This is a genomic window from Eikenella sp. NML99-0057 (assembly GCF_001648535.1).
Taxonomy (GTDB): Bacteria; Pseudomonadota; Gammaproteobacteria; order Burkholderiales; family Neisseriaceae; genus Eikenella; species Eikenella exigua.
In genome coordinates this window covers 617,144-641,338 of the sequence record NZ_LXST01000001.1, presented here as the reverse complement: position 1 = coordinate 641,338, position 24,195 = coordinate 617,144, and the positions used below count along the sequence as shown (strand labels likewise).

Annotated in this window: 24 protein-coding genes, 2 tRNA genes and 3 pseudogenes; 20 read left to right on the top strand and 9 right to left on the bottom strand. The window is 55.4% G+C overall.

Features of this window, described 5'->3' with window-relative positions; translation table 11 throughout:
* The first annotated feature begins 6 nt into the window (after positions 1-6).
* The 11 genes and pseudogenes from A7Q03_RS03145 to A7Q03_RS03095 all read left to right on the top strand — a co-directional run bounded on the left by A7Q03_RS03145 (position 7) and on the right by A7Q03_RS03095 (position 8,195).
* Positions 7-567 (top strand): YggT family protein, encoded by a 561-nt coding sequence (locus A7Q03_RS03145; protein ID WP_067447206.1) that lies wholly within the window; start codon positions 7-9, stop codon positions 565-567.
* Positions 568-658: 91 nt separating this feature from the next.
* Positions 659-1,075 carry an RNA polymerase-binding protein DksA gene (dksA, locus tag A7Q03_RS03140; protein ID WP_067442509.1) on the top strand — a complete coding sequence of 139 codons (417 nt, stop codon included), beginning with the start codon at positions 659-661 and terminating at the stop codon, positions 1,073-1,075.
* Positions 1,076-1,235: 160 nt separating this feature from the next.
* Positions 1,236-1,312: transfer RNA gene (locus tag A7Q03_RS03135), tRNA-Met, on the top strand.
* Between the two features lie 6 nt (positions 1,313-1,318).
* Positions 1,319-1,394, top strand: a tRNA-Ala gene (locus A7Q03_RS03130).
* Between the two features lie 399 nt (positions 1,395-1,793).
* Complete coding sequence (locus A7Q03_RS03125) at positions 1,794-2,561, top strand: PhnD/SsuA/transferrin family substrate-binding protein (RefSeq protein WP_067447204.1); 768 nt, start codon at positions 1,794-1,796, stop codon at positions 2,559-2,561.
* A gap of 102 nt (positions 2,562-2,663) precedes the next feature.
* Entirely contained in the window at positions 2,664-2,954 is a 291-nt protein-coding gene (locus A7Q03_RS03120) for an ACT domain-containing protein (RefSeq protein ID WP_153705420.1), read from the top strand.
* A gap of 190 nt (positions 2,955-3,144) precedes the next feature.
* Complete coding sequence (locus A7Q03_RS03115; protein WP_067447203.1) at positions 3,145-4,500, top strand: PFL family protein; 1,356 nt, start codon at positions 3,145-3,147, stop codon at positions 4,498-4,500.
* Positions 4,501-4,560: 60 nt separating this feature from the next.
* A pseudogene (trpA, locus tag A7Q03_RS03110) lies at positions 4,561-5,342 on the top strand (tryptophan synthase subunit alpha).
* Between the two features lie 12 nt (positions 5,343-5,354).
* Entirely contained in the window at positions 5,355-5,588 is a 234-nt protein-coding gene (locus tag A7Q03_RS03105; RefSeq protein ID WP_067447201.1) for a colicin immunity protein, read from the top strand.
* Between the two features lie 136 nt (positions 5,589-5,724).
* Complete coding sequence (gene accD, locus A7Q03_RS03100) at positions 5,725-6,588, top strand: acetyl-CoA carboxylase, carboxyltransferase subunit beta (RefSeq protein WP_067447199.1); 864 nt, start codon at positions 5,725-5,727, stop codon at positions 6,586-6,588.
* A gap of 206 nt (positions 6,589-6,794) precedes the next feature.
* Positions 6,795-8,195 (top strand): hypothetical protein, encoded by a 1,401-nt coding sequence (locus A7Q03_RS03095; protein WP_067447197.1) that lies wholly within the window; start codon positions 6,795-6,797, stop codon positions 8,193-8,195.
* Positions 8,196-8,343: 148 nt separating this feature from the next.
* On the opposite strand, the gene A7Q03_RS03090 is transcribed toward A7Q03_RS03095, so the two are convergent.
* The 5 genes from A7Q03_RS03090 to dusB form a co-directional block, all read right to left on the bottom strand.
* Complete coding sequence (locus A7Q03_RS03090; RefSeq protein WP_067447195.1) at positions 8,344-9,420, bottom strand: T6SS immunity protein Tli4 family protein; 1,077 nt, start codon at positions 9,418-9,420, stop codon at positions 8,344-8,346.
* Positions 9,421-9,573: 153 nt separating this feature from the next.
* On the bottom strand, positions 9,574-10,056 hold the full coding sequence (locus tag A7Q03_RS03085; protein WP_067447193.1) for a ProQ/FINO family protein: 483 nt from the start codon (positions 10,054-10,056) through the stop codon (positions 9,574-9,576).
* Positions 10,057-10,313: 257 nt separating this feature from the next.
* A complete protein-coding gene (gene purE / locus A7Q03_RS03080; protein ID WP_067447191.1) occupies positions 10,314-10,802 on the bottom strand; it encodes a 5-(carboxyamino)imidazole ribonucleotide mutase in 489 nt (162 codons plus the stop codon).
* A 64-nt stretch (positions 10,803-10,866) separates the two neighbouring features.
* Positions 10,867-11,106, bottom strand: coding sequence for a Fis family transcriptional regulator (locus A7Q03_RS03075; protein WP_067442493.1), 240 nt, complete (start codon positions 11,104-11,106; stop codon positions 10,867-10,869).
* 103 nt (positions 11,107-11,209) lie between these two features.
* Positions 11,210-12,214 (bottom strand): tRNA dihydrouridine synthase DusB, encoded by a 1,005-nt coding sequence (gene dusB, locus A7Q03_RS03070; RefSeq protein WP_067447189.1) that lies wholly within the window; start codon positions 12,212-12,214, stop codon positions 11,210-11,212.
* Between the two features lie 209 nt (positions 12,215-12,423).
* Here dusB and A7Q03_RS03065 point away from each other — a divergent pair, with 209 nt between their 5' ends.
* The 3 genes from A7Q03_RS03065 (at position 12,424) to A7Q03_RS03055 (ending at position 14,003) form a co-directional block, all read left to right on the top strand.
* A complete protein-coding gene (locus A7Q03_RS03065; protein ID WP_231105397.1) occupies positions 12,424-13,023 on the top strand; it encodes a dual specificity protein phosphatase family protein in 600 nt (199 codons plus the stop codon).
* A gap of 130 nt (positions 13,024-13,153) precedes the next feature.
* On the top strand, positions 13,154-13,369 hold the full coding sequence (gene rpmE, locus A7Q03_RS03060) for a 50S ribosomal protein L31 (RefSeq protein ID WP_064090120.1): 216 nt from the start codon (positions 13,154-13,156) through the stop codon (positions 13,367-13,369).
* A 232-nt stretch (positions 13,370-13,601) separates the two neighbouring features.
* Positions 13,602-14,003 (top strand): endonuclease/exonuclease/phosphatase family protein, encoded by a 402-nt coding sequence (locus A7Q03_RS03055; RefSeq protein ID WP_067447187.1) that lies wholly within the window; start codon positions 13,602-13,604, stop codon positions 14,001-14,003.
* Between the two features lie 255 nt (positions 14,004-14,258).
* On the opposite strand, the gene aspA is transcribed toward A7Q03_RS03055, so the two are convergent.
* The 4 genes and pseudogenes from aspA to cysK all read right to left on the bottom strand — a co-directional run bounded on the left by aspA (position 14,259) and on the right by cysK (position 18,871).
* Complete coding sequence (gene aspA / locus A7Q03_RS03050; RefSeq protein ID WP_067447185.1) at positions 14,259-15,656, bottom strand: aspartate ammonia-lyase; 1,398 nt, start codon at positions 15,654-15,656, stop codon at positions 14,259-14,261.
* Positions 15,657-15,889: 233 nt separating this feature from the next.
* A pseudogene (pip, locus tag A7Q03_RS03045) lies at positions 15,890-16,828 on the bottom strand (prolyl aminopeptidase).
* A 481-nt stretch (positions 16,829-17,309) separates the two neighbouring features.
* Entirely contained in the window at positions 17,310-17,771 is a 462-nt protein-coding gene (locus A7Q03_RS03040; RefSeq protein ID WP_067447183.1) for a prokaryotic membrane lipolipid attachment site family protein, read from the bottom strand.
* Positions 17,772-17,932: 161 nt separating this feature from the next.
* Positions 17,933-18,871: a cysteine synthase A gene (cysK, locus tag A7Q03_RS03035; protein WP_067447181.1), complete on the bottom strand. Its 939-nt coding sequence runs from the start codon at positions 18,869-18,871 to the stop codon at positions 17,933-17,935.
* Positions 18,872-19,085: 214 nt separating this feature from the next.
* Between cysK and A7Q03_RS03030 the strand changes: the two genes are divergently transcribed.
* The 6 genes and pseudogenes from A7Q03_RS03030 (at position 19,086) to A7Q03_RS09710 (ending at position 24,091) form a co-directional block, all read left to right on the top strand.
* On the top strand, positions 19,086-20,045 hold the full coding sequence (locus A7Q03_RS03030; protein WP_067447179.1) for a beta-ketoacyl-ACP synthase III: 960 nt from the start codon (positions 19,086-19,088) through the stop codon (positions 20,043-20,045).
* Positions 20,046-20,326: 281 nt separating this feature from the next.
* Positions 20,327-20,824 (top strand): YbhB/YbcL family Raf kinase inhibitor-like protein, encoded by a 498-nt coding sequence (locus A7Q03_RS03025; protein WP_067447177.1) that lies wholly within the window; start codon positions 20,327-20,329, stop codon positions 20,822-20,824.
* A 327-nt stretch (positions 20,825-21,151) separates the two neighbouring features.
* A complete protein-coding gene (locus A7Q03_RS03020; protein WP_003822960.1) occupies positions 21,152-22,369 on the top strand; it encodes a uracil-xanthine permease family protein in 1,218 nt (405 codons plus the stop codon).
* Positions 22,370-22,486: 117 nt separating this feature from the next.
* Complete coding sequence (locus A7Q03_RS03015) at positions 22,487-23,011, top strand: DUF3465 domain-containing protein (RefSeq protein WP_067447175.1); 525 nt, start codon at positions 22,487-22,489, stop codon at positions 23,009-23,011.
* An 88-nt stretch (positions 23,012-23,099) separates the two neighbouring features.
* Complete coding sequence (locus A7Q03_RS03010; protein WP_067447173.1) at positions 23,100-23,672, top strand: RDD family protein; 573 nt, start codon at positions 23,100-23,102, stop codon at positions 23,670-23,672.
* A gap of 19 nt (positions 23,673-23,691) precedes the next feature.
* A pseudogene (locus A7Q03_RS09710) lies at positions 23,692-24,091 on the top strand (DUF1841 family protein).
* Positions 24,092-24,195 lie beyond the last annotated feature (104 nt).

Genomic DNA, 24,195 nt, shown 5'->3' with positions numbered 1-24,195 from the left:
GGCGGTATGTTTAATCAATTTGTCGCCCTGCTCGCTGATGCGCTGGCCATGCTTCTGTTGGCACGCTGCCTGCTGCAATACGGTCGTTTGAACTATATGCATCCGCTGGCGCAGTTTTGCTGCCGCAGCAGCGACTGGCTGGTGAAGCCGCTACGCCGTCTACTTCCTCCCTTGGGCGGTTTGGACAGCGCCTGCATCTTGGCGGCTTGGCTGCTGTATGTAGCGTTGTATTTGTTGTTGTCACTACTCAATCTGCCGGCGGGGATGTTTGGCTGGCCGATAGTAGCGGCAGATGTGTTGCTCGCTGCGCTTGTCCTTACGCGTTCGGCAGCTTATGTGTTGCTGGGCGGTTTGTTGTGGCGCATGGTGCTGTCTTTATCGCAGACGTATTCGCCGCTGGTGGCGGTGCTCAGCCGCGTGTATGAGCCGCTGTGCCGCCCATTTGCCTTTTTGCGTATCGGTCGCTGGGATTTTTCAGGTAGCCTGTTGGCGCTTTTGCTGTGGGGCTGGATTGGCTGGGGGTTGCCGGCGATTATCATGCATTTGAATTTTTTGCTCTTGCCATAAGCGGTCGGCTGTTTTATATTTCATCCTTTTATAAAAGAAGCAGCCGCTTGCGGGAAGGGCGGTTGGTAGAATTTCACAAAAAGGATAACTCATGGCAAAACTAACCGAGCAAGACATCATCAACTGGAAAGGCCCGGAAGAGGAGTATATGAATGCTGATCAGCTGGCTTTTTTCCGTGAGTTGTTGGTTAAGCTGCAAGACGAGCTGATTCAAAAGGCGGCCGACACTACTGGCCATCTGCAAAACCATGAAGCTGCCCCCGACCCGGCTGATCGTGCCACGCAGGAAGAAGAATATGCGCTGGAGTTGCGCACCCGCGACCGTGAGCGTAAATTGTTGAACAAAATTCAGGCCTCGCTGCGTCAGATTGATGAAGGTGAATATGGCTATTGCGTCGATACCGGCGAGCCCATCGGCCTCAAGCGCTTGCTCGCCCGCCCTACTGCCACTTTGTCGGTGGAAGCGCAGGAGCGGCGTGAGCGCATGAAGAAACAGTTTGCGGGTTGATACATCAAATGGACTGGCGAGTGAAATACTGGCTTGTTTGAGTTTTGAAAAGCAGTGTGAAAAATAGTTATCCATATAAATCAAACTATAGCAAAAAAGTGTGTTTTGGGGTTTGACAGAATTTGAGAAAGCCGTATAATACACGCCTTCTGGAAGAAGTGGCGAATTAGCTCAGCTGGTTAGAGCAGAGGAATCATAATCCTTGTGTCCGGGGTTCGAGTCCCTGATTCGCCACCAAATTGGGGGGGTATAGCTCAGTTGGTAGAGCGCTTGCATGGCATGCAAGAGGTCAGCGGTTCGATCCCGCTTACCTCCACCAAATTTCAAAGAGTCGGCTAAAACAACCGGCTCTTTTTGCATTTTCAGGTAGCCTTTGCCGTATGGTGTTGGGTATACACACTTGATGTGGTGGAGGAGAATCAATATTGGCAGCAAACCCTTGCCTGATGCTGCTTCTCTCAAATCCATGCCAAGCAAAAAATCACCTATATAGGTGGTTTTTTATCGTAGGTAAAGGTGGTAAGATAATTACATTAGAACGATAATGACTCTTTTCGCCCCCGCTGTTTTGGAGCGATAAGGGTAGGGCGCTTGGAATGCAGTTGATGTTTGAATTTCTAAGTTTTCAGGTAGCCTCAATCCAATCTTGAAACACAAATACACATTCTCATTTGTTGTGAATACAGGAATTACCCAGCAAAAACAAGGAAAAAGTTTTATGGTGCAACAAGCTGGAATCAACTTTGTGGTGGCGCCGGATTACCTGCCCGACCACTTCAGCCATTGGTATCTACTCAGCAGTCATTTACAGCGCGAAACCGAACTCTCCATCCATCTGCATCTGCCTGCTAATGCTGCAGAAATACAGGAGTTAGCCGAGGGCGGCAAAATGGATATGCTCTATGCCAATGCTTTTGATGCCGTGGCACTGATTAAAGATAAAGGCTATTTGCCGCTGGTGTGCTTGAAAGATAAATTCGATGAAGCCGTAGTGGCCGTATCCGCCGAATCAGAGTATCAAAAAATAGAAGATTTGCCGGCTGATGCGTTGATCGAAACCGGTCCCAATCCCGATATCCGCTGCCTTGGCCTGCATTTGTTGAAACAGGCCGGGTTGGATGTGGAACAGCTTAAAATTGAAGAAGCCGCTACCTTTCCCCAGGCAGCCTCTGCCCTGATTAGAGGCCAAGCACAGGCCGGCTTCTTTCTGGCTAGTACCTATGCCTACATGAGCAAGCGCACGCTTGAGCAGCTGCGTATTTTGCAGGAAAGTAGTTTTGCCGTCGTCACACATATGGTGGTATTGCATCCTGATTTTGCCGAACAGCAAGAAGCCCTGCGTCAGGCATTTGCCGAGATGGCCGACAAACCCACCGGCAAAACCACGTTGGAAGCATTGGATTTGCCTGCCGGTTTCGCCGCCCTCACTCAAGAAGCTGCCGAACAGATGGTGGCCAATGCCGAAAACGGCCAACAGGATGATTGAGCACGGCCACCGTTCTATGCATGCCCATATCCTAGGAGGCCTTTGCGAACACACCGCAGAGCGGCACTTCGCAAAGGCCTCAAATTTTCAAACAGAAATTGAATGACTATGCCCCAGCCTAACCCCCATTCCATACTCACCATTATCGGCAAAGACCGCATCGGCATCGTTTACGACGTATCCAAACTCTTGACCGAACATCAAATCAACATCCTCAATATCAGCCAGCAGCTCATGGGCGAATATTTCACCATGATTATCCTGATGGACACCAGCCGCTGCCCGCAAAGCCGCGAAGAAATGCTGAGCGTGTTTGCCCAAGCCGGTGAGAAGCTGGGCTTGGATATTCGCATGCAAAACGAAGCGTTGTTCAACGCTATGCACCGGATTTAATTTGCAGGCTACCTGAAAGCTCTTCGCCGCGATTACAGTATTTTAGGCAGGGAATATGTTTCAGGTAGCCTGAAGTGAGGAAATACCCAGAGATATTCGCATACCAGATGCGCAAAAGTGTTGAAGGAGCTCATGGAAATATGTATGTCAAACTCAAAATCTAATACAACAATATGAAGGCTACCTGAAAATGTCCCTTCACTTTACCGAAATCCTCGAAACTATCCGCATGGTGTCCGAGCAAAACTTTGACGTGCGCACCATCACCATCGGCATTGACCTGCACGACTGCATCAGTCCTGACCTGGAACAGCTCAACCGCAACATCTACGACAAAATCACCCGTATCGGCAAAAACCTGGTCACGACTGCCACAGCACTCTCCGCCAAATACGGCGTGCCCATCGTCAACCAGCGCATTGCCGTCACCCCGATTGCGCAAATCGCCGCCGCGACCGGGGCGGACAGCTATGTGAGCGTGGCAGAGACGCTGGACAAGGCGGCCAAAGCCATCGGCGTTTCCTTTATCGGCGGCTTCTCCGCCCTGGTGCACAAAGGCCTCTCGCCCGCCGACCGCGTCCTGATCGCCAGCATCCCGGAGGCGATGCGCATGACCGACATCGTCTGCGCCTCCATCAATATCGGCAGTACCCGCGCCGGTATCAACATGGACGCGGTCAAGCTCGCGGCGGACACCATCAAGCACACCGCCGCCATTACCCCGGAAGGCTTCGGCTGCGCCAAAATCGTCGTCTTCTGCAACGCCGTCGAAGACAACCCCTTCATGGCGGGTGCCTTCCACGGCGCGGGCGAAGCGGACGCCGTCATCAACGTCGGCGTCTCCGGACCGGGCGTGGTGCAGGCGGCACTGCAACACTGCGACGGCAAGAACCTCACCGAAATCGCCGAAATCGTCAAAAAAACCGCCTTCAAAATCACCCGCGTCGGCGAACTCATCGGTCAGGAAGCGGCGCGGCTCCTCGGCATCCCCTTCGGCATTCTTGACCTCTCGCTCGCGCCCACCCCTGCCGTCGGTGACAGCGTCGCCCGCATTCTCGAAGCGATGGGCCTCAGCGTCTGCGGCACGCACGGCACCACCGCCGCCCTTGCCCTGCTGAATGACGCGGTGAAAAAAGGCGGGATGATGGCCTCATCCGCCGTCGGCGGCCTGAGCGGCGCCTTCATCCCCGTCTCCGAAGACGAAGGCATGATTGCCGCCGCTGCCAGTGGCGTCCTTACCCTGGACAAACTCGAAGCGATGACGGCAGTGTGCTCCGTTGGCCTCGACATGGTCGCCGTGCCGGGCGACACCCCGGCGGCGACCATTGCGGGCATCATCGCCGACGAAGCCGCCATCGGCATGATCAACAGCAAAACCACCGCCGTGCGCATCATCCCCGTACCGGGCAAAGGCGTGGGCGAACACGTCGAATTCGGTGGCCTGCTCGGCTATGCGCCGATCATGCCGGTCAAGGCGGGCTCGTGTGCGGACTTCATCGCGCGCGGCGGCCGCATCCCCGCACCGGTGCAGTCGATGAAGAATTAAACCAAAGGCTACCTGAAACCTTTATTTGGTTTTCAGGCAGCCTTAGATATGGATGAAATCATTGGTAGAATCAAACAAGTCTTTCAAAAAAACGATACACATAAAGCCTTGGTTGCCTACATCACCGCCAGCGACCCAAACTTTGAAACCACACTGGAGCTGATGCGCAGCCTGGCCGCCAATGGCGCGGATATTATCGAGCTGGCGTGCTGTTTCCTGCCCCGATGTTGGACGGCCCCACCATCCAGCGTGCCGCCGAGCGTGCCTTGGTAAACGGAGTCGCCCTGAAAGATGTATTGGAAACCGTGTGCCGTTTCCGCCAAAGCAACCAAAGCACGTCCGTGGTGCTGATGGGCTACCTGAACCCGATTCACAAAATGGGCTATGCGCCATTCGTACGTGCCGCCAAAGAAGCTGGCGTAGACGGCGTGCTTACGGTGGATAGCCCGATTGAAACCGTGGCTCCGCTGCATAACGCGCTCAAGGCCGCCGGGCTCGACACCATTTTCCTGGTTGCCCCCACCACCGGCGAGGAGCGGATGGCTGAAATTGCCAAGCTGGCTTCCGGCTTCGTGTATTACGTATCGCTCAAAGGCGTTACCGGCTCGGCCAGCCTGAACACTGCTGAAGTAGCCGAAAAAGTGGCTGTGCTGCGCCGCCATGTGCCGCTACCGATTTGTGTGGGCTTCGGCATTTCCGATGCCGAGAGCGCGCAGCAAGTCGCCGCTGTGGCCGACGGCGTGGTGATCGGCAGCCGCATTGTGAAAGAAATCGAAGCCAACCCCGGCCGCGAGGTAGAAGCCGCAGGCAAGTTGGTGAAAAGCTTGAGAGAAGCCATTTAAGGCTACCTGAAAATGACGCGGGACGAATTAATCGATTTAGGGAAGCGCATCTTGGCGGAAGAAGACGATGATGTGCTGGACGGTTTGATGGCAGAGTTCGACCGCAATGTGCTCCATCCCGAAGGCAGCAGCCTGTTTTTCTACCCCGAAGGGTGGAACGCCCGCAGCGGCGGCCTGGCGGATTACGCGCCCACGGCGGAAGAAGTGGTGGATGCCTGTTTGGCCTACTGCCCGATTTGCTTGTAAAACCGCCGCCCGCAGCCGGGCAAAATCCTTGCGGTCTTTACAAAACTTGCCTAAACCGCCGCTATTGGCTACTATCCCGCCCGGCTGTTGCCCCAAGTGGCAAACCAAACCTAATTAGGAGCAAATGGAGTAAATCATGAGTTGGCTCGATAAAATCCTCCCCCCGAAAATCAAACGCGAAGATAGCGGCAAATCCGGCGTGCCGGAAGGCCTGTGGCGCAAATGCCCGGCCTGCTCTGAAGTGCTGTATGCCTCCGATTTGGAAGAAAACCACCAAGTTTGCCCCAAGTGCAACCACCATAATCCGCTCAGCGCCCGCGAGCGGCTGGATCTGCTGCTAGACGAAGCTGGCCGCGAAGAAATCGGCGCCGAGGTGAAGCCCACCGATATTCTGAAATTCAAAGACAGCAAAAAATACCCCGACCGCCTCAGCGCGGCGCGCAAAGCCACCGGCGAAAACGATGCGTTGGTGGTGATGAAAGGCGAAATGGACGGGCTGCCCGTGGTGGTGGCTGCATTTGAATTCCGCTTTATCGGCGGCTCGATGGGCTCGGTGGTGGGCGAACGTTTTGTGCGCGGCGTGCGCGAGGCTGCGGAAAACGGCTGCTCCTTTATCTGTGTGGCCGCTTCCGGCGGGGCGCGGATGCAGGAAGGCCTGAGCTCGCTGATGCAGATGACCAAAACCAGTGCCGTGCTGCACCTGTTGAGCGACAAGCAGCTGCCCTTTATTTCTGTGCTCACCGACCCGACCATGGGCGGCGTTTCTGCCAGCTTTGCCTTTTTGGGCGACGTGGTGCTGGCCGAGCCGAACGCGCTGGTGGGCTTTGCCGGCCCGCGCGTGATTGAGCAGACAGTGCGCGAAAAGCTGCCTGAAGGTTTCCAGCGTGCCGAATTCCTGCTAGAAAAAGGCGCCATCGACCAGATTGTGGACCGCCGCGAAATGAAAGCGCGTATCGCCAAACTCATCCGCCTGCTGCGCAACCAGCCGGTGGCGGCTTAGTTGTGATACGAATGGAAACAGGCCGGAGCAATCCGGCCTGTTTTGCCGTTTTGGAGAGGCTACCTGAAAAAGCAGGGGGAGCTGTTTAAAACCCTTCCCGTACCCATCGGACTGAGGCTATCTGAAACTGGAAAGCCGTTTTCAGGTAGCCCCTCAAGCCGCCCGCCTCCGATATAATCCCATCCGTTGTGTGCCGAGGAAACCGAATGAAACGCCTATTGAAACGCCCACTGCGTGTGACCGTCATCCTGATTTTGGCTGCCGTTGCCATCCTGTATGTCGTATCCGAATGGCTGAAACAGCGCGAAATCCGTGCCGCCGAAGCCGACCTGGCTTTGCTGGCTGCCCCACCCGCGCCGCCGCCGTCTGTGAAAAATGGCATAGACGCGCTGTGGCTGCTGGAATACCGCACCGCCAGCGATGACGAACGCGCCGATTTGATGCGCCGCTTCGGCCACATTATCCCAGGCGATCTCGATGCCTATCGGCAGCATTCGGAGTTGGTGGCCAAACGCCTGCCACCATCCGACGACATCTTGACATTCAACGGTACGGCGGCGGAATACCTGGCCGAAATCCGCGCGAACCCGCCGAAATACCGCGCCGAGGCGGCAAAACATGCCGAACTGTTTGCCAATGTAGATAATCTGGCCGATTACGACACCTTCGCCCCGCGCGACTGGCCGAACAATAAAGAAGATTTGGGCAGTATAAGGCTGCCGCATTTGAGTATCGCCATTCGCAGCCATACCGTAGCCGCGCTGGATTGGGCGCAGGGCAGGGAAAACGAAGCCTGGCGGCGCGTCTGCCGCAACATCAAAACCGGCCGCAGCCTGCTGCACAGCCGACCCGGCCTGATTTACCCCATGATCGGTAACGCCATTATCCTCCGTAATACCGGCCTGGCGGCGCAAATGCTGTATGAAAAGCCTGAATGGGCAAACCATCTGCCCGCCGAATGCGGCGGCATGTTTGAGGTGTTGGCCGAGCGGGAACAAAGCCTCTGTTTGGTGATGCAGGACGAATTCCACCTGGCTACTAACCTGTCCCTAAAACTGGAAGGCAAAGGATGGCAGATGATGCAGGTGCAGGAAGGGCGGGAACTTCTAGCTTTGGGCGAAGAACAAAGTGATGCCGCCGCCGATTTCGCACTGTTGGCCCTGCCGCGTTTCGATGCGGTGCACAGTTTGGTTATAGCCGCACCTCATTATGCCGCTTTCTGCAAACCCGCTGCCACCGCCGTTTTGCGGGCAGACCGAAAGGTGCAGTGGTCGCAGCCAACTGCCAAAACGTTTGCCCGGAAATGGGCGTGCCTGAGCAACAGTGTAGGCTGCCGGTACGTTGATCAGGCTATGCCTTTGTTTGATACCTATGTTCACCGCCTGCAAGACACCGCCATGCAGCAGCGTGCCTTTAACGCGGCCCTGGCCTTATACCGCCTGCCCGCCGGCCAGCGCCGTGCCGCCTTGGATAAGGTCTTGGCCGAACATTCCTCCCCATCGCGCAAATTGAGCTGGAATGAGCAGGAGCGGATGATTTATTTCGATGCATACAGCCAAAACAAGGTGCCGGATCCGATTCCGGTTAACCTGAATGCCGAAAAATAGGGTGCAGCTGGTCTGAAAAAAGATAAGCTGCCGTCAGATCAATTTGCCTGCGCCAGGAGGCGCGGCAATAGCTGTGCTACATCCGATAAATTAAGGCTACCTGAAACAGAAAAACCGTTTCAGGTAGCCTTTTGCTTGGGTTGCCGGGTTATTCCACCGGTTTGAGGGTGGCCAGGACAGTATCCCAAATGGCGAAGATTTCCTGTTGGCTGCGTTTGGTGCTGTCGAAGGTTTCGATGCCGAAGGGCATCATTACGAGGTGGTCGCTTTCGCGCTCCCACCTAAGCAGGTAGTGGTTGCCGTCCCAGCGGCTGATTTTTTCGTAGCCGGGCATGCCGTTGATGGTGCGCGGGCCTTGGCGGACGGCGCGGGCGGTGAGCGATTGCATAAAGCCTTTCAAGCCTTCGGTGTCGGGGTGGTTGCGGCTGTTGGCGATGGAGGCGCTGCGCGGGTTGCGGCCTTGTACGATGAGGATGTAGGTGTCGTCTTGGCCGGTGAAATAAACGCTGGTGCTGGCTTTAAAGGGGATATCGCCGTTGTCGGCAAAAAAGCCGTCGGGGATGCATACGCCTTTACGGCGCGGCACTTCGTATGGCTGGCGTTCGCGCAGGCGGGAGGTGAGCTCGCGGCGCATTTCCTGCGTTGCCTTGTCGAGCAGCGGGCGTTCCTGCTGTCGCCAGTTGTGTGGTTCCGTGCCGCCGGGGGTGGGGATTTTGAAGCTGCCGTCGGTATGGAAACCGCCGTTTGGCCCAAGTTTGATGATGAGCTCGGCTTCGTAGCGGATGCCGAGGCTTGAACTCAGGCGGCTGCCGTCGAACATGGGCGTGTTGCGGGTGAATTGCAGGAAGGCGCGGCCGGGGATGAGCTCGCGCTCGCCGATATAGCCTTCGCCGTGGCCGGTGCGCCGATCGAAATAGCGGTTAAATCCGCCTTGCCACCTTTGGGTGAGGATGACGTTGAGGAAACGCCAATCGTCGGCGTAGTGTTTGATATGCCAGCCATTGTAGTGGTAGTTTTCAGTTTGGCCTTGGTCTCTTGAGCCGTAGCGGCGCTCGGCGGGCAGGCGCATTTGCACACGGCCGGCGCAATAGGGCTGGGCAGTCCAATAGGCGGTGTTGATCATGGAGGTGTCGGTGGGTTGGTCGGTGGTGGGCGGAGGCAGGGGGTTGCCGGCACAGGCAGCGAGCAGTAGGGCGGTGATGGGTAGGAGGATGGGTGTGCGCATGTGGTTTTCCTTATGTGGGATTAGAGTTTGAGGCTACCTGAAAGTTTCAGGTAGCCTGTAGTGTGGTTGTGGGTATTCATTGGCGCTAATTCATATTGAAGCACAACAAAAGGCTACCTGAAACTTTTCAGGTAGCCTTTATGGGACGTAGATTTATTCGGCTGCCGGGGCGGCAGGGGTTTCTGCGACGAGAGCAGCAGTTTCCGCTGCGGCTTCGGCGGGCTGTTCGGCAACGGCGGCTTCAGCCTCGGCCGCTTGTTGTTCGGCCTGTTTGGCGGCTTGGCGGGCAAGCATTTCCTGCACGGCGGGGTGTTGTTGGGCGATGGCCTGCTCTTCGGGGCTGACTTTGCCTTTGAAGCGGTTGTTCAAATCGAAGCGTTTGCCGCCGCGTGCCAGTGATTTAAGGTAGCGCGGGCGGCGGCAGTGGTTGGAAAGCACGCGGGCAATCAGGGCGGGGTCGTATTGGGGCAGGGCGGCAACGAGGTCTTTGTCGATGCCCAAGGCCAGGGGTTTGAAGCGTTTGAACACGTCGTATTTGCCGTAGATGTGGTCGGCAATCAGATCGGTTTGCTTTTTCTTGCTCATGGTCTGCACGGCAGATTTGAGGGCGGCTCCCAAGGCGGTTTCTTGTGTCATGGCGGGTTCTCGTTTAGGGGGGGGTAGTGGGTGGATTGTGGCACAGCTTGGCAGTTTTGGCGAACAATCCTTGCGTTTTTGCCGGTTTGTGCGGCTTTGTCTGGCAATAATTGCTATTTTGCCGGACGGCAGGTGTTGCTTTCAGGTAGCCTGAATAGCGTGGATTTTGCAGCTGAAGCCTTTCTTTCATGCCGGGCAGCCCGCTGCAGAAGTACAGTCAGTACACGGCCAAACGGGCTAGGCAAGCAGGGTTTTAGCTATTCGACTTCGGGCAGTTCCATGGTCAACACGGTTTGGCGCTGGGTTTCGCGGAAATCAGCAAGTTTTTGTGCGATGGCGGCATCGTGGTTGGCAAGCAGGGCGGCGGCAAAGAGGGCGGCATTGGAGGCACCGGCTTCGCCGATGGCGAAGGTGGCCACGGGAATGCCTTTGGGCATCTGCACGATAGAAAGCAGGGAGTCTTCGCCGTGCAAATATTTGCTGGGCACGGGCACGCCGAGCACGGGCAGAGTGGTTTTGGCGGCCACCATGCCGGGCAGGTGGGCGGCACCGCCAGCGCCGGCAATAATGGCCTGCAGGCCGCGCTCGCGGGCGGTTTCGGCGTATTCAAACATCAAGTCGGGTGTGCGGTGGGCGGAAACCACGCGGGTTTCGTAGGCGATGCCGAATTGTTTGAGCACGGCGGCGGCGTGCTGCATTACGGCCCAATCGCTGTTGCTGCCCATGATGATGCCGATTTTGGTCATTTAGGTGTTCCTTGTGGTTTTGGAGTAAGAGGCTACCTGAAAAATATTGGCAATGGCGCGGCTGCTAAATCAGGCCGTGGGCGGTGAGCTTTTTGCGCAGGGTATTGCGGTTTAGGCCGAGCACTTGGGCGGCTTTGGATTGGTTGCCTTCGCAATGCGCCATCACGCAGCGCAAAAGCGGCAGTTCTACTTGCTGCAACACCATTTGATACACGTCGTGCGCCGGTTGGCCGTCGAGATCGGTAAAGTATTGCTGCAGGCTGTTTTCGATGCAAGTAGTGATATGGCTGTTCTGACGGAGCATTTTGCTCTCCTTTTATTATTGTGGTGTAAAAATGGGGGTGGCAAACCGGCACATTATGAAGCAGCGGGTATTGCCAGCTTCCCTTTGTGCGGTTTGCGGTGTTTCAGGCCTGCCGCCAGGGGCAGGGCCAGTATTCGTGTTGTTCGGACTGTGCGACCAAAAAGGCGGCTAGCCCGTTGTATTGCGCTTCGGCACTCTCCAGCGCGTTGAGGCGACGGCGTTCGGTCTCGCCTTCCGGCAGGTCGGCCAGATACCAGCCGATGTGTTTGCGGGCAATGCGCATGCCGGCTACTTCGCCATAGAAGCCGTGCATGGCACGGATATGGCCAAGCAGGGCTTCGGAGGCTACCTGAAAAGGCAGCGGCGGCGGCAGGCTGCCGTGTGCGAGGTAGTGTGCCACATCGCGAAACAGCCAAGGCCGACCCTGGGCGGCGCGGCCGATCATCACGCCGTCGGCGCCGGTTTCAGCCAATACGCGCGCGGCTTTCTGCGGGCTGTCGATATCGCCGTTTACCCACACGGGAATGCTTAGTCGGCGTTTGGCTTCGGCAATCAGGCCGTATTCGGCCTGGCCGCGATACATTTGAGTGCGGGTGCGGCCGTGGATGGCGATGGCAGCAATGCCGGCGTCTTCGGCCATGCGGGCAATGGTGAGGATATTTTTGTGCTCGTCGTGCCAGCCCAGCCTTGTTTTGAGGGTAACCGGCACACTCACTGCGCGCACCACGGCATTTAAAATTTCGGCCACCAAGGGCTCGTTTTGCAGTAGGGCACTACCGGCCTGCACCTGGCATACTTTCTTGGCCGGGCAGCCCATATTGATGTCGATAAGCTGCGCGCCCTGCGCCACGTTGTAGCGGGCGGCTTCGGCCATTTGAGCCGGGTTGCTGCCGGCAATCTGCACGGCAATCACACCGCTTTCGCCGCTGCGGTCGATGCGGTTGAGGGTTTTGCGCGTGTTTTGCAGATCGGGGTTGCTGCTGATCATTTCGCCCACCGTCCAGCCCGCGCCGAATTGCCGTGCCAGCATGCGGAACGGTTTGCCGGTGATGCCGGCCATCGGCGCGAGCGCCACGGCGGGGGAAACAGTGTAGGGGCCGATTTGCATAAAGCTGAACTGCTGTAAATTGGGAATTGTACATTTTTTAGACAAAGCCTCCAAGTGCAGCGGCGGTTGTCGGAACGGGCATGCTTATTTACAATGCGTGCCATTATTGTTTTTCAGGTAGCCTGCGATTGCGATGAAGGCTACCTGAAAGTTTCATTTGAATAGCGTGTTACAGAATTAAATAAAGAGATTACGCAATGGGAACAAAAATGAATAAAACCTGTTTGGGTGGGCTGTTGCTGGCACTTATGCTGAGCGCCTGTGCGCAGCCGCAGGCACAGGTGCAAACGCCGCCGGCCGGGCAGCCTGCTTGGGCGGAGCAGGTGAGCAAGGCGGCCAATCTGTATCGGGTGGACGACAAACTCTACCGCAGCGAGCAGCCAGTGGCAGAAGATGTGGCGCTATTGCAATCTTTGAACGTGAAAAGCGTGGTGAATCTGCGCTATTTTAACCGTAGCGGCGACCGCAAAGTGTTGGCCGACCGGGGCATCGCGCTGTTCAACCGCCCACTGCTCACTTGGCGGATTACGCCGAAACAGGTGGCCGAAACGCTATATTTGATTGAACAGCAGCAGGCTGAAGGGCCGGTGTTGATCCATTGCTACCACGGCGCCGACCGCACAGGCCTGATTGCCGGCATGTACCGCATCATCTACCAGGGCTGGACGGTGGAGCAAGCCAAAAATGAAATGCGCCACGGCCCCTACGGTTTCCACAGCATCTGGCGCAATATCGAGGATTTGTTTACCGAAGAGAACGTGCGCCAAGTGCGGACGCATTTGCAGCAGTTGCGTTCACAGCCTAAATAGCCGAAAAATAAGTTTTCAGGTAGCCGAATATGCGCGCAGCCTATTGCCTTAATGGACGTTTTTAAGTACAATCCGCCGCTTGTCTGTAGTATAGGCAAATTCCCTATACCCGCTTTTTAAAGGAAAAACCATGAAACCTGAAATTCATCCCGACTACCACGAAGTCAATGTTACCTGCTCTTGCGGCAACAAATTCACCACTAAATCTGCCATGAGCAAAACCGAATTCAACATTGAAGTTTGCTCCGAGTGCCACCCGTTCTACACTGGTAAACAGAAGATCGTGGATAGCGCCGGCCGTGTGGACAAATTCAATCAGAAATACGGCAATATGTTCAAACGTTAATTTGCTGCCGTGTTTCCCCGAGGCTGCCGAATGGCAGCCTTTTGTTTTGCCTGGAAATAGGGCGGGATGTCAGGAAACGGATGCCAAGCAGGCTGAATACAACAGAAATGAAAAGTTTTGACTGAAGCAGTTGGAAAATGGCATAGACAGGACATATTTAGCAGAGTATTGCAGGTTAGCACATAAGATGCTACCTGAAAAACAGCATTAAATTTCTTTGCCACGCCACACCATGAGCCGCGCCGTTTCCATCACCACCTACAATATCCACAAAGGCATGTCGCCGTTAAATCGGCGGCTACAACTGCCGCAAATGGTCAATGCCCTGCAACATCTCGATACCGACATCCTGTTTTTGCAGGAAGTGCAGGGTGTACACCACAAACGGCAGCAGAACGTGCCCGAATTTCCTGCCGAACCGCACGGTGAAGTGATCGGCAGGCAGCTCACTTTCGCCTACAGCTACGGCCAAAACGCCACCTATGCCGGTCGCCACCACGGCAACGCCATCCTCAGCCGCCTGCCGCTGCAGATGCGCACCAATCTAAACGTATCGGTAAACCGGCTCGAACGACGTGGCGTGCTGCATTGCGAAATTCAGCCACCCGGCAGGGATAGGATGTTACCGTATTAAACGCAGTAAGCCACCAGGGGTTGCTCTGGTAACAACTCTCCGACCACCTGCCCCCTCTTTGCTGTAGTCGTACCGAAATAGTAGTGGTGAGTAGTAGCAAAAGCACTCCACTTCCTACAGGGTTACTTGCCTTGCCGTACTATTTGTACTGTTTGCGGTTCGCCGCCTTGTATGAAAAAATGTGCTTCAACTGGAAAGGCTACCTGAAAACCGATTATCGGTTTTCAGGTAGCCTTTCTCTTTTTCAATTTAAGCTCACAAACGCGGATTGGCCAAGTTTTGTGGCGACAGGATGCGGTCGAGCTCCGCTTCGCTCAAGAGCTGGCGTTCCAGCACCACTTCGCGCACGGTTTTGCCGGTTTGGGTGCAGATTTTGCCTACCAAGTCGCCGTTTTCGTGGCCGATATAGGGGTTGAGATAGGTTACCAGGCCGATGGAGTTGAAGACGTAGCGTTCGCAGATTTCGCGGTTTACCGTGATGCCGCGCACGCATTTGTCAGCCAGCGTAATGGCGGCGTTGCCTAAAAGCGAGATACTTTCAAACATGGATTGCGCGATAACCGGCTCCATCACGTTGAGCTGGAGCTGGCCGGCTTCGGCGGCGAAGGTGATGGCGGTGTCGTTGCCGATTACTTTGAAACAAACTTGGTTCACCACTTCGGGAATCACGGGATTCACCTTGGCGGGCATAATCGATGAGCCGGCCTGCATTTCCGGCAGGTTGATTTCTTTCAGGCCGGCACGCGGGCCGGAAGAGAGCAGGCGCAGGTCGTTGCAGATTTTGGAGAGCTTCACGGCGGAGCGCTTCAGGGCACCGTGCACCATCACATAGGCGCCGCAGTCGGAGGTGGCTTCGATCAGATTTTCGGTGAGCTTGCAGGGCAGGCCGCTGATTTCGGAGAGTTTTTGCACGGCCAGCGGTGCGTAGCCTTGCGGCGTATTGATGCCTGTACCGATGGCGGTGGCGCCGAGATTCACTTCCAGCAGCAGTTGGCGGGTGCGTTCGAGGTTGGTTTCCTCTTCTGCCAGTAGCACTTGGAAGGATTGGAATTCTTGGCCGGCAGTCATGGGCACGGCATCTTGCAGCTGGGTGCGACCCATTTTTAATATGTCTTTGAATTCATCAGCTTTGGCAGCAAAGGTGTTTTTCAGGTGTGCCAGTTGGCCCAGCAGTTCGCCAATGCTGGTATACACGGCCAGCCGGAAGCCGGTGGGATAGGCGTCGTTAGTGGATTGGCTGGCGTTCACATGATCCATGGGGTTGACGATGTCGTAGCGGCCTTTGGCGTGGCCTAAGGCTTCCAAGGCGAGGTTGGCGATCACTTCATTGGTGTTCATGTTCACCGAAGTGCCGGCGCCGCCTTGGAATACGTCGGATGGGAACTGGTCGAGGCAGCGGCCTTTAATCAGCACCTCGTCGCAGGCTTGGGCAATGGCGGCGGCGATTTCAGGCTTGAGTGCGCCCAGCTCGCCGTTGGCTTGGGCTGCGGCTTTTTTCACCATCACCATGCTGCGTACAAACTGGGGTACGTCGGAAATTTTCTGCCCGGAGATTTGGAAGTTTTCCACTGCGCGCAGGGTATGGATGCCCCAATAGGCGGTTGCGGGGATTTCGCGTTCGCCTAGGAGGTCGTGTTCGGTGCGGGTTGTCATGTTTGGCTATCCTTTGAGTGGGGGTAGGGTGGTTAATGCAGGCTGGCGGCAGCGGTAGCCTAGAGATTGCTGATAGCTTACTGCAATATGTTGGGAGCGTGTTGGTTAGCATTCATTGCCAGCAAAATGATAGCAGTTAGTTGCTAGACATGATTGGCGTTAAATCAAAGAGGCTACCTGAAGCAGCAAAACGGTTTTCAGGTAGCCTCATCGCGTGTGTTCAACGGAATAAATCAAGCACTGAGCCGTTCGGCAAATTCATCGGTGGCCTGCACTAGGGCATCGGCGATGGCAGGGTTTTGCGCGTAGTGGCCGCTTTGGATAATACGCAAATCAGCCTGCGGCAGTGCCTGCTTCAAATCCCATGCGCTGCGGGTAGGGGTGCAAAGGTCGTAGCGGCCTTGCACGATGATGGTGGGGATATGCTGGATTTTGTGGGCGTTGGCCAAGATGGATTTATCGCCCTGCAACCAGCCTTGGTGCATGAAATAGTGGTTTTCAAGTCGTGTGATAGACAAAGAGGCTTGTGGGTCTTCGTCCACCGGTTTGGGGTCGAACCAAATCAGCCAGCTTTCCCAATCTGCCCAGGCTTTGGCGGCGGGCAGATGCACGGCGGGGTCGGGCGAATTAAGCATCCAATAATAAGCCTCCACCAACGAGCCGGCACGTTGCTCTGGCGGCACGGCGGCTAAATAGCGTTGCCACTGTTCGGGATAAATCATGCTTACGCCGCCTTCTTCGCTCAGCCAATTAATTTCAATTTGTCGGCAGAGGAAAATGCCACGCAAAATCAAGCCGCATACACGGTCGGGATAGGTTTCGGCATAGGCGAGAGAAAGGGTGCTTCCCCATGAGCCGCCGAATACCAGCTAGCTCTCAATGCCAAGCATTTTTCTTACTTTCTCAATATCTTCCACTAAGTCCCAGGTAGTGTTTTCGCGGGTATCGGCATAGGGGGTGGATTTGCCGCTGCCGCGTTGGTCGATGATGATGATACGGTATTTTTCCGGATTGAAAAAACCCCGGCAAGCCGGACTAGATCCGGCGCCGGGGCCACCGTGCAGGAAGATAACAGGGATGCCTGCAGGATTACCGCTTTCCTCCCAGTAGATTGTGTGGAGCTCAGATACAGGCAGCATACCGCTGCGGAGTGGTTCTTGAATCGGATACATAAACTTCTCCTTAATTCAGAATTTGGACAGATATCGGTATTGCCTAACAGATGCTCATCGATATCTATGCGCTATTTGTTATAAATGGTTTTAGGTATATCATAGGGAGAATGATACACCATTTCGTTCACCTTTAAAATTTAGTAAAGATTTGTTGTATCAGGGTGGTTTAATAGACTGATAATTGTGCTGGAAAATCAAATAGAGACGAGGGTTGTGCGCTGTGTGTGGCAAAGCAGCTTTATTTATGTATAGTGAAACCCTTAACCAATTGCTACGGGATTAATTCGCTTTGTTGTACTCTTGTACTGTCCTGCTACTCACTGCCTTGTGTCAGTTAATTAGGGACTCTATAACTATATGAAAAATGTGCTTCGGCAATATTGAAGAAACAAAATAAAAGGCTACCTGAAAACGCAGCGCAGCAGAGTTTCTGCAGAGCTAAAACTTTCAGTAACCTTTGCTGATTCGTGCAGCTTGTTTATTTCAGCGGCTGCATATTCATCACTTCCATCAGGAAGTTGGTGAACGCAGGGTTGGACGGACGGTTTTGCATATTGGGCCAACGTTGCTGCCAGCCTTGCAGGGCGTTGCGCACGAAGATTTTAGATTGCTCGGGCGTGATGCGGCCTTGTTGGCTTTGTACGGCAGAGCGCAAGTAGATTTCATACATGCTGTCGTCCACGCTGTTGCGGCCGACTAAGTTGATGCGGAAGCGGTTGAGTTGCTGCGCAGCCTGGGTTTTGGTTATACGGCCTTTGTTTACTTCGTAGCCCAAACGGGTGGCTTCATTACGGATTTTAGCCACATCGCCCCAGTGGCTGGCAGCTAGGGTGTAGCGCGGTGAGGCCTGTGTGTTTTGGCGTGTGTTGTTGGGGGAAGAAATGAGGTTACAGCCGCCGAGCAGGCCGGCAACGAGGAGGATGGGGATATATTTTTTCATGTTTTGACTTAAGGTAACAGTTCCATTAATGCGGTTAACTATAGGGAAAATCGAGCGGCGGGGCAAGTTTTTGGCGGTTTTTCCGACAAATTTACAACACGCTGGCAGGTTTGAAATACGAAAAAAGCCGCATGGCTGCGGCTTTTTGGCATTGGATTGCCTTAGGAGGCGAGGTCTTCAAACAGCGGGGTGGAAAGATAGCGTTCACCGTTGGAAGGCAGCACTACTACGATGAGTTTGTCTTTATTTTCCGGTTTTTTCGCCAGCTCCAAGGCAGCCCAGATGGCGGCGCCGGAAGAGATGCCCACCAAGAGGCCTTCTTTGGCGGCGGCATCGCGGGCGGTATCGAAGGCGGCTTGGTTGGCCACGGTAATCACGCCGTCGTAGATTTCGGTGTTCAGGGTTTGCGGCACGAAACCTGCGCCTAAGCCCTGAATCGGGTGCGGGCCTTTTTCACCACCGCTCAATACGGGGGAAGCGGCAGGCTCAACTGCATAGGCCTGCAGTGAGGGTTTGTGTTTTTTCAGCACTTCGCTCACACCGGTGAGCGTGCCGCCGGTACCCACACCAGAAACGAAAATATCAACTTGGCCGTCGGTGTCGCGCCACACTTCTTCGGCAGTGGTACGGCGGTGGATTTCGGGGTTGGCGGGGTTGTCGAACTGGCGCGGCATAAAGTACTGGCCGGGGTGGGCGTTCACCAGTGCTTGGGCTCGGGCGATGGCGCCGGGCATACCTTCTGCGCCGGGGGTAAGGATGAGCTCGGCGCCGTAGGCGCGTAGCAGTATTTTGCGCTCCTTGCTCATGGTTTCCGGCATGGTGATGACCAGTTTATAGCCCAAAGCGGCGCAAACCATAGCTAGGCCGATACCGGTGTTGCCGCTGGTGGCTTCCACAATGATGGTGTTGGGTTTGATTTGGCCGGCTGCTTCGGCGGCGCGGATCATGGAGATGGCGATGCGGTCTTTCACGCTGCTGCCGGGGTTGAAGTATTCCAGCTTGGCGGCCACTTTGCCGGGCAGGCCTTCAGTGAGGCGGTTGAGGTAAACCAGCGGGGTGTTGCCGATTAAATCAACGATGTTGTTGGCGATATTGTTCATTAGGGGCTCCTGTGAAGTGTGGATTGGATACGGGGTGCATGATAATTGCAAAGCGGCACACAAACAAATAATTTGTTTTTGTATTAATATTAATAAAGGCATATGCAACGGCGGTATTTCGCATGAAGTTTGGATAAATCATGAGACAAACCCGGCGGAAATCTTTAAAATACGCCGTTTCCCAGCAGTAGATTAACCCTAAAGCGACACACTCATGACCTACGCCAAAATCCTCGGCACCGGCAGCTACCTGCCGGCCAAAACACTCAGCAACCACGACCTAGCCAAAATTGTAGACACTTCAGACGAGTGGATTACCACCCGTACCGGCATCAAAACCCGCCATATCGCCGCCGACAACGAAAAATGCAGCGACTTGGCCGTAGCCGCTGCGCAAAACGCGCTGGAAGCCGCAGGGGTGGATGCAGCTGAAATTGATTTGATTGTCGTGGCCACTTCCACGCCCGATATGCAATTTCCCGCCACCGCCACCATCGTGCAGCAGAAGCTCGGCATCAGCGGCTGTCCTGCGTTCGATGTGCAGGCCGTGTGTGCCGGCTTTATGTATGCCATCACCACCGCCAACGCCTACATCAAAAGCGGCATGGCCAAAAAAGCTTTGGTAATCGGTGCCGATGTGTTCAGCCGCATCATGGACTGGACCGATCGGCGCACCTGCGTGCTGTTCGGCGACGGCGCCGGCGCCGTGGTGCTCGGCGCATCCGACGAGCCCGGTATCCTGCACAGCAAACTCTTGGCCGACGGCAGCTACGGCCACCTGCTGCAAACCCCCGGCCAGATTGCCAACGGCGCCGTTTGCGGCACACCGTTTTTGCAGATGGACGGCCCCGGCGTATTCAAATTCGCCGTGAAAGCGCTGGCCAAAGTGGCCGAAGACGTGATTGCCGAAGCCGGCCTCATCCCCGAGCAAATCGATTGGCTGGTGCCGCACCAGGCCAACTACCGCATTCTGGAAAGTACTGCCAAACATCTCAAACTCGGCATGGAAAAAGTGGTGCTCACCGTGCAGGATCACGGCAACACCTCCGCTGCCTCTATTCCCCTCGCCCTCGACTGGGGCGTGCGCCACGGCAGCATCCAACGCGGCCACACCCTGCTTTTGGAGGGCATCGGCGGTGGCTTCGCCTGGGGCGCGGTACTGGTAAAATATTAGGCTTGCAGCTGCCTATTAGGCACCAAGAAAGGCTACCTGAAAGTTTCAGGTAGCCTTTTGCGTGGGTATCGGCAAGCATTAAGCAGGGCATTCATGCCCAATATCGACATTATTATTTGATCAGCACAAGCGATTGAAACGGAGATAAAACCTACTGCTACTGGTTTGCAGCTAACCTCCGGTACAATTAAGGCTGGCTGAAATCTTTGCTGGCTGGTGAGTCTGTGATATGTGCTTTAATTTGCGGTTATAATTAGCTTATCCAACCACAGGAGAACACCATGAAAGTCAGCACTTCCGCCATCCAAAATGGCGCATTCGCCGACCGCTTCGGCAAACGCGGCAGCCAATTCAGCCCCAACGGCATGCCCACTTATTCCATCCCGTTTGAAATCAGCGATGCCCCGCCCGGAACCCAATCTTTCGCTGTGGTGTTGGAAGACAAAGATGCCATTACTGCCAGCGGCTTCGTGTGGGTGCACTGGCTGATTGCCGACCTCACCCGCACTTCTGTGCCGGAAAACGACAGCCAAACGGCCCAAGATTATGTGCAGGGCGCCAACAGCTGGGCCAGCGTGCTGGGGCAGCTCGATTTGGAAGAAGCCTCTGCTTATGGCGGTATGGCACCGCCCAACTGCCGCCACCGCTACGAATTGTTTGTGTATGCGCTCGACACCAAGCTCAACTTGCCGCAAGGTTTCCGCTACAACGACCTGCACTTCGCCATGCGCGGGCATATCCTGGCCGAAGCTTATGCAGTGGGCACTTATGATGTGTGAGATGAAGTGGTAAACAAAGGCTACCTGAAAACGCAACGCAGTTTCTGCCAAGCTAAAAGTTTCAGGTAGCCTTTTGTATGCCTGCGTGTAGGGAAAGTGTATTCCTACCGTTTTCAGGTAGCCTCCAAATGGCATGGCAGGTTACCTGAAAACTATATGGCGGATTCCCTTGGCCTGGGTTGCAGCGTTGTCTTGCCTTTTCTTTTGCCGGAGTGGTTTTGAGCCAGCAGGATTTTCATATTTTCAGGTAGCCCAAGCGATGCGGACGCACAGGCTCTCGGGTATAATCCAGTCCGTTTTGCCGACTGAATTTTTCGAGGAGGAGACATGTTCCAATCTTTTAAAACCGCAGTGGCGGGGGCGCAGATTTTGTTTGTGGCCTTCGGCGCAATGGTGCTGGTGCCGCTGCTCACAGGGTTGAACCCGGCGATGGCGCTGTTGGGTGCGGGCATCGGTACGCTGCTGTTTCAGGCGCTGACCGGCCGCAAGGTGCCGATTTTTCTGGGTTCGTCGTTTGCGTTTATCGCGCCGATTATCTATGCCATGCAGGAATGGGGCATGGGCGGCACGATGTTCGGGCTGTTTGCGGCTGGCTTTATGTATTTTGTGTTTGCCGCGCTGATTAAGTATTTCGGGTTGCCGATGGTTAGCCGATTGCTGCCGCCGGTGGTGATCGGGCCGGTGATTATGGTGATCGGGCTTTCGGTGGCCGTGGTGGCCAGCAGCATGGCGATGGGCCAGGCCGGCGGCAATCAAGTGTTGGATTACACCCATTCGCTGCTGCTTTCTGGTTTCACCTTTGCGGTGACCGTGATGGTGGCGGTGTTTGGCAGCAAGATGATGAAACTGGTGCCAATTTTAATCGGGGTAGCGGCCGGCTATTTGATGGCCTTGGCCATGGGTATGGTGGATACCGCGCCGATTGCCGCCGCGCCGTGGTTTGCCGTGCCGCATTTCCATTCGCCGCAGGTGAATTGGCAGGCCGCACTGTTTATGCTGCCGGTGGCGATTGCCCCGGCAATTGAGCATATCGGCGGCATCATGGCCATCGGCAAGGTAACCGGTAAGGATTATGCCGCCGAGCCGGGGCTGCACAGAACGCTGGCTGGCGACGGCCTGGGCGTGTGCGTGGCCGGCTTGATCGGCGGCCCGCCGGTAACCACTTACGGCGAGGTAACGGGCGCGGTGATGCTTACCAAAAACAGCAATCCGGCCATCATGACTTGGGCGGCCATCTTCGCCATCTGCATGGCATTTTTCGGCAAATTTAATGCTTTCCTGGCTTCGATTCCGCTGCCGGTGATGGGCGGGGTGATGATTCTGCTGTTCGGCACGATTGCTTCACTGGGACTGAAAACGCTGATCGATGCGCAGGTAAACCTGATGCAGCCGAAAAACCTGGTGATTGTGAGCTCGGTGCTCACCGTGGGCGTGGGCGGCATGGAAATGAAGCTGGGCAGTTTCAGCTTTGCGGGTGTGGGCTTGTGCGCGCTGCTGGCGATTCTCCTGAGCCTGCTCTTGCCCGATGTGCGGCACGACGATTAACCTGTTTGAGGCTACCTGAAAACGGAGTTTCCGAAGGAAGCGGAGTTTCTGCGAAGCTAAAACGCAACTTCCATAAGCTCAAACTTTCAGGTAGCCTGCTAACTAATTCAAACAACAATGAATAAGAAACAAAACAAATGGCTGTGGCTCTTGGTGTTGCTCGGCATCGCCGCCTATTTCCACTTTGCCGAACAGCCAAAATCCAAGCCGGAGCAGGGTGCGGCACAGCCGCAAACCGCCGTAGTCGAACAGGCGCGTGTACCACACCGAAACGCTACCCAACCCTCTGCCAAGCCGGGTGCTACAGACGGTGCCGAACTGATTGCCCAAGCTTTTGCCGAGCAGCGCAGCGATGTGCAGGTGAGCGGCAGCGGCAAAGTGCACCGCACTCTGCCCGACGACACCCAAGGTTCGCGCCACCAGCGTTTCATCATGAAACTCTCCAACGGCCAAACCGTATTGGTGGCACACAATATCGACCTCGCGCCGCGAATTCCGCGTTTGCAGCGCGGCGATACAGTGGGCTTTTCCGGCAAATACGAATACAACGCCCAAGGCGGCGTGATCCACTGGACGCACCACGACCCGGCCGGCCGTCATGCGGATGGCTGGTTGGAGCATAATGGTCAACGGTATCAGTAGCAGCATTCAGGCTACCTGAAAACAGCAGGAGACAGGTTTTCAGGTAGCCCCGTAAGCAAACCGTCAGACTAATCAGAAAGGAAAAATTATGCGGGATTTTCGTAAACCAAACTTCAATAGTCAGATAGGCGAAGAGATCAAACAAGTTTTCCGTTCCGCCGTTTTGGAAGACGAACCGTTTGACGAAGACGGCATCAATGTAGAGCTGGCGGCGCCGTGGCGGCGGATAGCTGCAGCAGCATTTAACCTGTTGATGCTACTGCTGTTTACCATCGGTGTCGGCTTTATTGTTGGCCTAGTCGGCAGCCTATTTGGCAGCAATTTCGGCAACCCTGCCCTCATCGGCTATGGCGCGATGCTTGCCTATGTGATCGGGCAGGCCATGTTGATGGCCAATAGCGGGCAGAGCCTGGGCAAACGCATTATGGGCATTCGCGTGATTAGCGAAGACGGCAGCGAGCCCAGCTTGGTGCAATACCTTCTGTTGCGCGAAGCCGTCATTCTGCTGCCGTTGGCCATCTTGCTGAAATTCATCCCGCTTATCGGTGGCATGCTATCCTTGGTGGTGGCCGCTGCCTGCATCCTCATGATGTTTATGGAAGACGGCAACCGCCGCACTGGGCAGGATATGTTGGCAAAAACCTTGGTTATCCGCGATTAGGCGCCAAAGGCTAGCTGAAATGTATGATGTAAACACCCACGACGTGCGCCGCTTTTTTGCCGACGTATGGCGGCAATGCCTTGCCTCGCTGCAACTGGACGCCGGAGCAGGGCGAGACCAATCCCTTCCTGCATCTGTCGCTGCACCTTTCGATACAGGAACAGAGCGACATCGACCAACCGCCCGGCATCCGCGCCATCCACCATAAGCTGCAAGGCCGTTATGCTGGCGACTGGGTACGCGCCGAACACGATGTGATGGACGCGCTGGCCGAAACCATTTGGAGTGCGCAGCGCAACGGGCAGGGGCTGGATGTGAACCTCTACATGACCCGCCTGCGCCGACTGGTCGGCTTGGGGCAGGAAGACCATGCCCGTCTTAATCCGCATGAGGTGGTAAAGATGGAGGCGGGGCATTAGCCAGTTGTATTGAGTTAAAGAGAAAGGCTACCTGAAAGTGCCGAGAGGTTTCAGGTAGCCTTTTTTAATTGAAGTGGCTATCGCCGTATGGTGGAGGATAACTA

Excerpts from the sequence above, each read along its gene's own strand:
- A7Q03_RS03025 (WP_067447177.1), top strand. The coding sequence starts at position 20,327 with ATGAAAGTCAGCACTTCCGCCATCCAAAATGGCGCATTCGCCGACCGC.
- aspA (WP_067447185.1), bottom strand. The coding sequence starts at position 15,656 with ATGACAACCCGCACCGAACACGACCTCCTAGGCGAACGCGAAATCCCC.
- cysK (WP_067447181.1), bottom strand. The coding sequence starts at position 18,871 with ATGAACAATATCGCCAACAACATCGTTGATTTAATCGGCAACACCCCG.
- A7Q03_RS03125 (WP_067447204.1), top strand. The coding sequence starts at position 1,794 with ATGGTGCAACAAGCTGGAATCAACTTTGTGGTGGCGCCGGATTACCTG.
- A7Q03_RS03145 (WP_067447206.1), top strand. The coding sequence starts at position 7 with ATGTTTAATCAATTTGTCGCCCTGCTCGCTGATGCGCTGGCCATGCTT.
- rpmE (WP_064090120.1), top strand. The coding sequence starts at position 13,154 with ATGAAACCTGAAATTCATCCCGACTACCACGAAGTCAATGTTACCTGC.
- purE (WP_067447191.1), bottom strand. The coding sequence starts at position 10,802 with ATGACCAAAATCGGCATCATCATGGGCAGCAACAGCGATTGGGCCGTA.
- A7Q03_RS03040 (WP_067447183.1), bottom strand. The coding sequence starts at position 17,771 with ATGAAAAAATATATCCCCATCCTCCTCGTTGCCGGCCTGCTCGGCGGC.
- A7Q03_RS03075 (WP_067442493.1), bottom strand. The coding sequence starts at position 11,106 with ATGCTCCGTCAGAACAGCCATATCACTACTTGCATCGAAAACAGCCTG.
- dusB (WP_067447189.1), bottom strand. The coding sequence starts at position 12,214 with ATGCAAATCGGCCCCTACACTGTTTCCCCCGCCGTGGCGCTCGCGCCG.
- A7Q03_RS03120 (WP_153705420.1), top strand. The coding sequence starts at position 2,664 with ATGACTATGCCCCAGCCTAACCCCCATTCCATACTCACCATTATCGGC.
- A7Q03_RS03105 (WP_067447201.1), top strand. The coding sequence starts at position 5,355 with ATGACGCGGGACGAATTAATCGATTTAGGGAAGCGCATCTTGGCGGAA.
- A7Q03_RS03020 (WP_003822960.1), top strand. The coding sequence starts at position 21,152 with ATGTTCCAATCTTTTAAAACCGCAGTGGCGGGGGCGCAGATTTTGTTT.
- A7Q03_RS03115 (WP_067447203.1), top strand. The coding sequence starts at position 3,145 with ATGTCCCTTCACTTTACCGAAATCCTCGAAACTATCCGCATGGTGTCC.
- dksA (WP_067442509.1), top strand. The coding sequence starts at position 659 with ATGGCAAAACTAACCGAGCAAGACATCATCAACTGGAAAGGCCCGGAA.
- accD (WP_067447199.1), top strand. The coding sequence starts at position 5,725 with ATGAGTTGGCTCGATAAAATCCTCCCCCCGAAAATCAAACGCGAAGAT.
- A7Q03_RS03010 (WP_067447173.1), top strand. The coding sequence starts at position 23,100 with ATGCGGGATTTTCGTAAACCAAACTTCAATAGTCAGATAGGCGAAGAG.
- A7Q03_RS03095 (WP_067447197.1), top strand. The coding sequence starts at position 6,795 with ATGAAACGCCTATTGAAACGCCCACTGCGTGTGACCGTCATCCTGATT.
- A7Q03_RS03015 (WP_067447175.1), top strand. The coding sequence starts at position 22,487 with ATGAATAAGAAACAAAACAAATGGCTGTGGCTCTTGGTGTTGCTCGGC.
- A7Q03_RS03055 (WP_067447187.1), top strand. The coding sequence starts at position 13,602 with ATGAGCCGCGCCGTTTCCATCACCACCTACAATATCCACAAAGGCATG.
- A7Q03_RS03090 (WP_067447195.1), bottom strand. The coding sequence starts at position 9,420 with ATGCGCACACCCATCCTCCTACCCATCACCGCCCTACTGCTCGCTGCC.
- A7Q03_RS03065 (WP_231105397.1), top strand. The coding sequence starts at position 12,424 with ATGAATAAAACCTGTTTGGGTGGGCTGTTGCTGGCACTTATGCTGAGC.
- A7Q03_RS03030 (WP_067447179.1), top strand. The coding sequence starts at position 19,086 with ATGACCTACGCCAAAATCCTCGGCACCGGCAGCTACCTGCCGGCCAAA.
- A7Q03_RS03085 (WP_067447193.1), bottom strand. The coding sequence starts at position 10,056 with ATGACACAAGAAACCGCCTTGGGAGCCGCCCTCAAATCTGCCGTGCAG.